Source organism: Streptomyces sp. UNOC14_S4 (assembly GCF_020740835.1).
GTDB lineage: Bacteria > Actinomycetota > Actinomycetes > Streptomycetales > Streptomycetaceae > Streptomyces.
Map to the genome: position 1 here is coordinate 1 of NZ_JAINFC010000350.1, position 8,241 is coordinate 8,241.

The 8,241-nt window shown below is 71.9% G+C and carries 6 protein-coding genes and 1 pseudogene; 1 reads left to right on the forward strand and 6 read right to left on the reverse strand.

The features are described from left to right. From K6I34_RS25975 to K6I34_RS25985, 3 genes and pseudogenes are all read right to left on the reverse strand, one after another. Positions 1 to 1,142: aldehyde dehydrogenase (locus tag K6I34_RS25975; RefSeq protein ID WP_229329074.1), on the reverse strand; the 1,142-nt coding region annotated here is incomplete at its 3' end. Further along, positions 1,139 to 2,314: an acyl-CoA dehydrogenase family protein gene (locus tag K6I34_RS25980; RefSeq protein WP_229329076.1), complete on the reverse strand. Its 1,176-nt coding sequence runs from the start codon at positions 2,312 to 2,314 to the stop codon at positions 1,139 to 1,141. The genes K6I34_RS25980 and K6I34_RS25975, both read right to left, overlap by 4 nt. Before the next feature lie 345 nt (positions 2,315 to 2,659). After that, positions 2,660 to 3,517 (reverse strand): annotated as a pseudogene (locus tag K6I34_RS25985) (SDR family oxidoreductase); the annotation flags it as partial. Positions 3,518 to 3,614: 97 nt separating this feature from the next. On the opposite strand from K6I34_RS25985, the gene K6I34_RS25990 reads away from it, so the two are divergent. Further along, a complete protein-coding gene (locus tag K6I34_RS25990) occupies positions 3,615 to 4,541 on the forward strand; it encodes a cyclase family protein (RefSeq protein WP_229329078.1) in 927 nt (308 codons plus the stop codon). 489 nt (positions 4,542 to 5,030) lie between these two features. Here K6I34_RS25990 and K6I34_RS25995 read toward each other — a convergent pair whose 3' ends face one another. The 3 genes from K6I34_RS25995 to K6I34_RS26005 all read right to left on the reverse strand — a co-directional run. Beyond that, positions 5,031 to 5,507, reverse strand: a complete 477-nt coding sequence (locus K6I34_RS25995) for an ATP-binding protein (RefSeq protein ID WP_229329088.1) — start codon at positions 5,505 to 5,507, stop codon at positions 5,031 to 5,033. 413 nt (positions 5,508 to 5,920) lie between these two features. Then, positions 5,921 to 7,165 (reverse strand): acyl-CoA dehydrogenase family protein, encoded by a 1,245-nt coding sequence (locus K6I34_RS26000; RefSeq protein ID WP_229329091.1) that lies wholly within the window; start codon positions 7,163 to 7,165, stop codon positions 5,921 to 5,923. An 8-nt stretch (positions 7,166 to 7,173) separates the two neighbouring features. Continuing rightward, positions 7,174 to 8,241, reverse strand: a 1,068-nt coding sequence (locus K6I34_RS26005) for an acyl-CoA dehydrogenase family protein (RefSeq protein WP_229329099.1), incomplete at its 5' end; no start/stop codon positions are given.

Consider the following 8,241-nt stretch of genomic DNA (forward strand, 5'->3'; position numbering starts at 1 on the left):
TCGGTGACGAGGGTGGGGGCGACGTAGAAGCCGGGGGCGAGGTCGGGCCGGGTGCCGCCGACGGCGATGCGCGCGCCCTGGTCCCGGGCCCCGGCGATGTACGCCTCGACGCGGTCACGATGCGCGGCGGAGATCACCGGACCCACGGCGGTGGAGTTATCCACAGGCTTACCGATCTTGAGTGTCCGCGCGTAGTGTTGAAGACCGGTGACGACCTGCTCGTACAGCGAACGGTGGACGAGCACCCGGGTCGGCGCCGTGCAGATCTGCCCGCTGTGGAAGGACCAGACCGAACCGACCGCCCCAATGACCGACTTGAGCACTTTCCCGTCGGCATCCCCCAGGACGATGGCCGCTCCCTTGCCACCCAGTTCCATCAGGGTGCGCTTCATCGACCTCCCCGCGGACTCGGCGATCTTCTTTCCCACAGCGCTGGACCCGGTGAAGCTGACCATGTCGACGCCGGGGTGGGCCACCAGCGCCTCGCCCGTGTCAGGGCTCGAGCCCGTGACGATGTTGAACACACCGTCCGGGAGGCCGGCTTCCCTGAGGATCGGGCCGAGCGCGAGGCAGCCCAGTGGGTCCTGCGGCGCCGGTTTGACGACGACCGCGTTCCCCATGGCCAGTGCGGGCGCGACCTTGCCCGCGAGGTTCACGACCGGGAAGTTGTAGGAGGTGATGCAGCCGACGACACCCACCGGGCGCCGTACCGCGGCGGCGCCCATCAGGGCACCGGGGGCCAGTGGCGTCCCCTTCACAGGACAGGGTGCGAGCGGGAGGACGTCCGGCTCGACGGCTCCCCGCGCGTAGCGGCGGAAACGCTCGACCGCCGGGGGCAGTTGCAGGGTGGTGGTGACACGCTGCGTCGCGCCCGTCTCCGCCTGGATCAGGGGCAGCAGTGCCTGCCCGTGTTCCTCGATCAGATCCGCGATCCGGTCCAGCACGGCCGCGCGTCGGCGCGGTGGTGTGCGGGACCAGCCGTCTTGCGCGGCCCGCGCGGAGGCCACGGCTCGGGCGACTTCGGCGGAAGTCGCCTCCGGGGCCTCCCCGACGACCTTCTCGGTCGCCGGATTGACAACTGGATAGTGCCCTTTTTCCGGCGTGTGCCAGGAGCCGTCGATCCACAGCCCGTACGACGTCATGGACGCGGCTCCTTCGGCAGGCCGAGCACGCGCTCGGCGATGACAGTGCGCTGGATCTCGTCCGATCCGCCGTAGACGGTGTCGGCTCGGGAGAAGAGGAAGAGGCGTTGCAGGGAGTCGAGTTCGTAGGGCCGTCGCTCGCTCCAGGCGTCCGGGCCCAGGGTGGCGGCCGGGCCGCGGATCTGCATCGCCAGCTCGCCGAGCCCCTGGTGCCAGCGGCCCCAGAGGAGCTTGGCGACGCTCGGGGCCCCGGGGTCACCGGCCGTCCCCAGGGTGCGCAGGGCGTTCCAGCGCATGGTCTGCAGGTGAGCCCAGTGCCGTACGAGCCGGTCACGCAGTACCGGTTCCGCTGCGGCTCCGGCCTCCACCGCGAGGCGGATGACGGAGGCGAGTTCGGCGGCGAAACCGATCTGCTGGGCGAGGGTGGCCACGCCCCGTTCCCTGCCGAGGAGGTCCATGGCGACCCGCCAGCCGTTGCCCTCCCCGCCGACGAGGTGCTCGGCACGGGCCGCGGCGCCGTCCAGGAACACCTCGTTGAAGTCGGCGGCCCCCGACATGTCGCGGATCGGCCGCACCGCGATCCTGCCGGGCTGGTCCATCGGCACGAGCAGGAGGGAGAGCCCATGGTGCCGACGGGAGCCCTCGGTGGTGCGGGCCAGCAGGAAGCACCAGTCGGCCTCGTGGGCGGAGGAGGTCCAGAGCTTGTGCCCGTCGATCCGGTAGGTGCCGTCGCCGGTGAGCACGGCGGAGGTGCGGACGGCGGCGAGGTCCGAGCCCGCGCCGGGTTCGCTGTAGCCCTGGCACCAGAGTTCCTCACCACGGGCGATCGCGGGAAGGAATCTGTCGCGCTGGGCCGCGGTGCCGTGGGCGAGGAGGGTGGGGGCGAGGAGGTTCTCCCCCATGTGCCCCAGACGGGCGGGCGCTTGGGCGCGGGCGTACTCCTCGGCCCACACGACCTGCCCGGCGAGGCTCGCGGTGCGGTTGCCGTAGGTGCCGTGGGAGGTGTCCCAGCCGAGGCCGATCCAGCCCGCGGCTCCGAGTTCACGTTCCCAGGCACGGGGGCCGGGTCCGTGGCCAGGGGCGGGAGCGGGGCCGTGGCCGAGATGCTCGGTGAGCCAGCCGCGCGCCTCTGCGCGGAACGCCTCGTCCTCGGGCCCGAATGCGAAGTCCACGGCGTGCCTCCTTCACTTTCACGGCGTGGTTCCGTGCGCGTGCGGTACGCGTTCCGTCCGTGGCGGGCCGACGGGGGTCTGCCGGTACCCCGGGACACCGTCGGGTCAGAGGCCGCCGCGCCCCTCGGCGGCACGGCCGCCTCCGGGGACGCCCTCGGCGGCGCTTTCGGCGACGGAGGCGGAGGCGGAGGCGGAGGCGGAGGCGGCAGTGGTATCAGAGGCGCCAGAAGTCCCCTTGGGCGCAGGGGTGGTGGCGGCTTGCTGTCCGGGACCGGCAGCAGCGGGCCAGCCCCCGGCGGCAGTGGCAGGGAAGGCCATGGAGGGGTCCGTGGCGGTGGGCTGTGCGGCGAGCAGAGGCATCGGGTCGGTGCCGACGCTGCCCGGGAGGATTTCGGCGATCTTCTGCGGGGTCCAGGTGCCGTCCGTGTAGGCGGCGCGGAGTTCGCGCGGCTGCGCCCACACCGCGATCTTGGGACCGGCGACGGTGTAGACCTGTCCGGTGACACCCTGGGCGCGGGCCTGTTCGCCGAGGAGATAGACCACCATGGCGGCGACGTCCTCGGGGTCGCCGATCTCCGCCAGCGCCACGGGCACCTTGGCGGACATCCGTGTACGGGCCACCGGGGCCACACAGTTGGCGGTGACACCGTACTTCCGCAGACCCAGGGCGGCGCTGCGGACGAGGGAGATGACTCCGCCCTTGGCGGCCGAGTAGTTCGCCTGGGACACACTGCCCTGGTGGTTGCCGCTGGTGAAGCCGATGAGCGTGCCGTGCCCCTGGCGGCGCATGACCGCGGAGGCGGCGCGGAAGACGGTGAAGGTGCCCTTGAGGTGGGTGGCGAGGACCGGGTCCCACTCCTCCTCGGTCATGTTGAACAGCATGCGTTCGCGGAGGATGCCGGCGACGCACACCACGCCGTCGAGCCGTCCGTAGCGGGACAGCGCGGCGTCGACGACCCGGGCGCCGCCCGCCATGGTGGACACGTCGTCGGCGAGGGCGACAGCCCGGCCACCCGTCGCTTCGATCTCCTCGGCGACAGCGGTGGCCACGTCGCTCGTCGGCGCGCTCCCGTCGACGGAGACGCCGTAGTCGTTGACGACGACGCCTGCCCCCTCGGCCGCGCAGGCGAGGGCGACGGCTCTGCCGATACCGCGTCCGGCACCGGTGACGGCGATCGCTTTGCCGACCAAGAAGCCACCCATGCGGCACCCCTTCCCGATTCCTGACGGGCCGTTAGATTTTTGAGCAGAGCGGGCGCAGACACAAGACCCGACAGGGACCCGATCCGGGAGGACGCCCATGACACTGGCGCCGGAATTCCACGAGATGGCCGAGCGCGTCAACAACTGGGGCCGCTGGGGCGTGGCGGACGAGCGGGGAACCCTCAATCTGATCACGGACGCGGTCGTGCGCGACGCGGCCGCGGAGGTGCGAACGGGCCGCCGGATCCCGCTGGCGGTGCCGCTGCGCCAGGAGGGAATCCAGACAGGAGCGATCCCGGGCAGGGTCAATCCCCTGCACACCATGGTGGCGGTCAACAGGGAGTTGTTCGGGCCCGACACGGTCGCCACGAGCGACGACGTCGTGACCATGGGCCTCCAGGCGGGGACGCACTGGGACGGGCTCGCCCACGTCTCGTACGGCGGCAGGATCTACAACGGTCGCCCGGCGGATTCGATCACGGTGCACGACGGCGCCACCTGTCACGGCATCGAGAAGATGCGGCACGTCGTCTCGCGAGGGGTGTTGCTCGACGTGGCCCGGGCGCACGGGGTGGAGCGACTCGCGCCCGGGCATGCCGTCGGCCCGGAGGACCTGGCCGCGGCGGAGGAGCTGGGCCGGGTCACGGTCCGGCCCGGGGACATCGTGCTGGTGCGGACGGGCCAGATACGGCTGTATCTGGCGGGCGACCGGCAGGCGTACACGTACCCGTCGCCCGGGCTGTCGTTCCACGCGCCCGAGTGGTTCCACACCCGGAATGTGGCGGCAGTCGCCAACGACACGCTGACGTTCGAGGTCTTCCCACCGGAAAGAGAAGACCTGTGGCTGCCGGTGCACGCGCTCACCCTCGTCGAGATGGGAATGCCACAGGGCCAGAACTGGAATCTGGAGGAACTGTCGACGGCCTGCGCGGAGGAGGGGCGTTACGCGTTCCTGCTCTCCGCCACGCCGGAGCCGTTCACGGGCGCCACAGGCGCTCCGGTGGCCCCGGTGGCAATCCTCTGACGCGCACGGCTTCGCGGCGTCCCGCCCGACAACACGAGCACCCGCAGCCGACCTCAAAAGGGGCGCGGGGAACTGTGCGAGCAACCACAACGCGCCCGGACCCGCCGGACGGGCAGAGGTGACCGAGCTCGCAGGCGGCTTTTCAAGGGCGCGGGGCTGTATCGATGTGCGGCTCCGCCGCGTGGGCGCGACCAGCCCTCACCGGGCCGCAGTCGCGCACGCAGCGCAAGACGCACCGCCAGCAGACGCAACCATCCACAGGCCCAAGAAAGGGCGGGCGGCGGCGCGTCGATGCGCGCCCCGAGCACGGCACCACACGCCGCCGCCGGCTCCGGCGCCTCAGCCCTGTGCGCGCCGGACCGCGACCCGCACTCGCCGAGGCAGCCCCGTACGAACGGGCTCCTCGACGTCCCCTCGCAACGAATCGCGCTGCGTCCAAGGGTGATCACGTGGACACTTCACGTCAACACCTGGTCTGGACTTTGTCGACTAAGCCCGATTTGTGACAGCGCACGGTGACTCGAAAGCGCCGACCCATGACGCCCGTCGGCGGTCGACTTCACACCAGATGCGCTTGCCCGCCCCCTCGGGCTGCCAGCCCCAGCGGTCGGCCAGGCCATCGACCAGCTCCAGGCCCCTGCCGCCGGTGTCGTCGCCCTCGGCGCGGCGGGGGCGCGGGGGGCGGGCACTGATGTCGGCCACCTCGACGCGGACGGTGCCCGCGCACCCCCCGGCGACTCCGGAGGCGCCCCCGGAATCCGGGAACAGCATCCGCAGCACGGCCGGGCAGCCGGTGTGCACGACGGCGTTGGTGACGAGTTCCGAGATCAGCAGGATCAGCGTCTCCGCCAGGGGCTCGTCGACGCCTATTCCGGAACCGGCGAGTCGGGACCTCGCCCACTTGCGGGCCCGCCCCACCTCCGCGGGATCGGCCCGGACCTCCATCTGCATCTGAAGCACCTGCACCGCTCACACCATCCGTACCGGCGGACACAACGCCTCGCGTCTCCGAGGGGTCACGGAACGTGATCCCAGTCCGAGACAGCATGGTTGACGCTCAGTCACCTCAACAAGCGCTTCGGGCATATTCCGGCGCAAAGGAGTATGCGTACTACATACTGTGCGACGCGCGCTGCGGAGACTCGAACATCGGGGGGCGACGGGCCCCATTCCGACACGAGCGCCAGACTTTTCCCCGCCCGGCATCGCCCCAGGGGTAACACCCGGCTTGCCGCGCCTCTGAACCACTCGCATCCAAGGGAGAGTACCCGAGGGTGAGGCCGACTCCACCCTGTCACGAGTAACGCACCGGACACAGCCTGATATCGACACTCTGTGAACTGTTATGTATGACATGACCGGCATTTCACCCATGTCGATTACGGCGGGGTATTTTCACTGCCCAGGACACCCCTCCAAACATCTGGTGCATTTTCTTCGGCACCGTTCATGAGCAGCTCATTCGCAAGGAGTTCCTCCGATTCTTCGGTCGATTGCCACTGTTCGGCCCGCACCCAGGCACGTTTGAGATGCAGATGGATATCGGTCTCCCAAGTGAAGCCCAGGCCACCGTGCACTTGCAGACAGTCACGAGCATTGCGGATGGCTGCACGGTCCGCGAGCAGCTTGGCTCCGGCGATCTCGGCGGGGGTCTCCGTGAGTGACGCGGCATAGAGGCTCGCGCGGGCCAGGTCGGCGCGTACGAGCATGCGGGCACAGAGGTGTTGGACGGCCTGGAAGGCGCCGATCGGGCGGCCGAACTGGACGCGGCGCCGGGCATGGGCGACGGCCAGGTCGAGGGTGGCCCGGGCGCCGCCGAGCTGCTGGGCCGCGGTGAGCAGCACGGCTTCGCGGCTCAGCCGGGCAGCCTCGGCGGGCAGGTCCACCGGCCCCGCGGACGCGAGCACCGCGGGCGCCGGCCCCACGGACACCGTGCCCGGGAGCGGAGGCACCGAGGACGCCCGGCCCGGAGGCGCGGTGCGCCGGGGAGGTGGCAGCTCGTCCACGTGGTGCAGGGGTGTCGTGGGGTCGACGGAGCGGAAGGGGCGGGCGTGCAGGGCATGCGGCGCCTGGCCCGGTTCCGTGTGCAGGACGCGGGCGACGGGGCCGTCGAGGAGCAGGACGGCATCGGCGGACGCGAGATGTTCCGCCGGGCCGGGCCCGCTCAGGGCGGTGACGGTCCGGGTGCCCTCGGCGGCGCCGGGGACGAGCCCGGCGGCGAGGTGGGTGGCGACCAGCGGTCCGGGCAGCAGGGCCCGGCCCGCCGCCTCGAAGAGCAGTACGGCGTCCGGCAGGCCGAGGCCTGTACCGCCGCTCTTCTCGGGCAGGCGCAGCGCGAAGAACCCGGCGTCGCCGAGGGCCCGCCACAGCCCCGGGTCCGGCCCGGCGGAAGCCGCCCCGGGACTGCCGTGGCCGCCAGGACTACCGGGGACGCCAGAGCCTCCTGTGTCTCCGGCGCCTCCGGCACCTCCAGTGCCGTCAGTACCATCACGGCCCACAGCGTCGGCGGGGCGGGCGGGGCCGTCCACCAGGGCCCGTAGACGGTCGCGGGGGAAGTGCGCGGCGATGAGGGCGAACATGGCGTCCTGGAGGGCGCGTTGGTCGTCGGCCAGCCGGAAGTCCATGGACGGGGTCACCTGGCCCTGGGCAGGCCGAGGACGCGCTCGGCGACGATGGTGCGCTGGATCTGGGAGGTGCCCGCGGCGATCGTGTAGGAGAGCGACGAGAGACGGTCGGCCGTCCACGTGTGGTCGGCGTCGAGGGAGTCCGGGCCGAGGACGTCGGCGGCCACCTCGTAGAGCTCCTGGCGGGCGTCGGAGTAGCGGAGTTTGAAGACCGATCCGCTCGCGCCGGGGACCGCGCCGTTGCCGGTGGGCGTGGTGTGCCCGGCCTCGGCGGCGTTCCACTGGATGAGCCGCCAGAGGGCGGTGAACTCGGCGTTCAGGCGGCCCAGGCGGCGACGGAGCGCGGTGTCGTGCCAGCGGCCGTTGGCACGGGCGGCGCGGGCGAGACGGCGGAGGGTGCGGCGGCAGGCGACGACCTCGCCCGCGAAGGCGGTGCCGCGTTCGAAGGCGAGGGTGACCATGCTGACGCGCCACCCGTCGTTCTCCGCGCCGACCCGGTTGGCGACCGGCACCCGCGCGCCGTCGAGGAACACCTCGGCGAACTCGTCGGACCCGGCGAGGGTCCGCAGGGGCCGGACGGTCACCCCGGGGGTGTCCATGGGCAGGGCGAGCCAGGTGATGCCACGATGCCGGGGGGCGGCGGGTTCGGTGCGGACGAGGAGCTCGCACCAGTCGGCGACCTGAGCGTGCGAGGTCCAGATCTTGCTGCCGGTGACGACATAGGCGTCACCGTCGCGGACGGCGCGGGTGCGCAGGGAGGCGAGGTCCGAGCCCGCCTCGGGCTCGGAGAAGCCCTGGCACCAGATCTCCTCGCCGCGCAGGATGGGCGGCAGCCAGCGGGCCCGCTGCGCGGCGGTTCCCTCGGCGGCGATGGTGGGCCCGGCGTGCAGCAGGCCGACGAAGTTGGCGCCCACATAGGGAGCACCGGCCAGCTCGGCCTCCTCCAGGAAGGCCAAGTGTCGTGCTGGGGTGGCGCCTTGGCCGCCGGCGTCGGCCGGCCAGTGCAGCCCCGCGTATCCGGCGTCGTACAGGGCGCGCTGCCAGGCACAGTCGTACGCACGGCGGGCGGGCCAGTC

Coding starts and splice junctions, on each gene's coding strand:
- K6I34_RS25990 (WP_229329078.1), top strand. CDS start 3,615: ATGACACTGGCGCCGGAATTCCACGAGATGGCCGAGCGCGTCAACAAC.
- K6I34_RS26000 (WP_229329091.1), bottom strand. CDS start 7,165: ATGGACTTCCGGCTGGCCGACGACCAACGCGCCCTCCAGGACGCCATG.